Source organism: Actinoallomurus acaciae (genome assembly GCF_042429965.1).
GTDB classification, from domain to species: Bacteria; Actinomycetota; Actinomycetes; order Streptosporangiales; family Streptosporangiaceae; genus Actinoallomurus; species Actinoallomurus acaciae.
The window spans coordinates 1-1,323 of sequence record NZ_JBHLZP010001037.1; the positions used below are offsets into that span (position 1 = coordinate 1).

A 1,323-nucleotide genomic window follows, 5' to 3' on the forward strand; every position below is an offset into this window, starting at 1 on the left:
CGGCCAGGAGCGCCGCGGTGGAGGCACCGGTGCCGCAGCACACGTCCAGCAGGCGAACCGGCCGGTCGCCGAAGCCGAACGCGCGGGCGGACCGCCGAAGGTGCGCGTGGTAGCCGGGGTTGGCGCCGACGAGCCGGTCGTACGCGGACGCGCCGCGGTCGAACGCGTCGGGCACCTGCCGCCGTACGAGGGGGGTCATCGGGACTCCTCCGTTCGCCGGGCGTGTTCCCACAGGAGCAGGGTCGCGGTGATGAGGGAGAAGCCGAACAGGAAGTCCTCCACCGGGATGTCGAAGGGGATCCGCAGCCCGGACAGCTGGTGGGGGTCGTAGCTGACGATCGGCGCGGACAGCTTGGTCAGCCGGCCGTCGACCACGGTCTGGAACCCGAACACGATCGCCATCGTGATCCAGTACGCGCCGCTGCGGAAGAGTCCGGTGCGCAGCCGGGCGAGTTCCAACGCGACGACGGCCACGACCGAGACCACCGCCGGGACGGTGTAGCCGAGCCAGATCATGAACCCTCCTTCGTCGGAGGAGGGATCATGGGCGCGTGTTCTCTGATTCGCTCGCTTCGCTCGCTCATGAACCCTCCTTCGTCGGAGGAGGGACCATGCGCGCGTGCTTTCCGACCCGCTCGCTCATTTGACCTTCTCCTCCCGTGCGGTGGCGCGTCGCCGCGGAGTGAGGCGGCGGACGGTCTCCAGCGTCAGGACCCCGCAGACCGGGACGACCAGGAAGAACAGCGCCTCTTCCAGCGGCAGCGACAACGGCAGGGTGATGCCGGTGACATACCGGGGGTTGTACCACCAGAGGCCGGCCGCGATCGCGATGACGTCCCACACCACGAAGATCGCGGCGACGGGGAGCACGGCGCGGGCGAGCCGCCGGGGCCGCCGGTAGACCCGGCTGCCCGACAGCTCCAACGGCAGGGTGACCGCCACGCAGCCCACGAGCAGCGCCAGGTATTGCAGATGGTCCATGTCGATCCTTTCCGCGCTGTCACTGTGCTTCGGACGCCCGTGCGCGCGTCCACAGAGAGCGTGCGACGGCGCCGCCGGCGAGCGCCAGCCGGCGGCCGGTGCCCACGGAGACGCGCCCGTCGAAGACGTTGTAGTCGTGGGCCTCGATGCGGTCGAGGATCTGGGAGTAGAGCCTGCACGCCGTGGCGACGCAGGGCCGGGAGGCGGGGTGCAGCAGGGCGATCCCGGGCCGGGCCCGGTCGTACACCTCGCGCGTGCGCGCGATCTGGTCGGCGAGCGCCCGCCGCACCCGCGGCTCGGCGGAGCGGCTTCGCCGGCAGTCGGCGAGCACCTCGCGGTCGA

General features: G+C 71.4%; 3 protein-coding genes and 1 pseudogene. All 4 read right to left on the reverse strand.

Annotated elements, in window-relative coordinates; genetic code table 11:
* Window positions 1-199 (reverse strand): annotated as a pseudogene (locus tag ACFFNX_RS50180) (hypothetical protein); the annotation flags it as partial.
* Window positions 196-516, reverse strand: a complete 321-nt coding sequence (locus ACFFNX_RS50185) for a lycopene cyclase domain-containing protein (protein WP_378213572.1) — start codon at window positions 514-516, stop codon at window positions 196-198. The pseudogene ACFFNX_RS50180 and the gene ACFFNX_RS50185, both read right to left, overlap by 4 nt.
* Window positions 517-639: 123 nt before the next feature.
* Complete coding sequence (locus ACFFNX_RS50190) at window positions 640-981, reverse strand: lycopene cyclase domain-containing protein (protein WP_378213574.1); 342 nt, start codon at window positions 979-981, stop codon at window positions 640-642.
* Window positions 982-1,000: 19 nt separating this feature from the next.
* The coding region (locus ACFFNX_RS50195) for a squalene/phytoene synthase family protein (protein WP_378213575.1) at window positions 1,001-1,323 on the reverse strand (323 nt) is incomplete at its 5' end.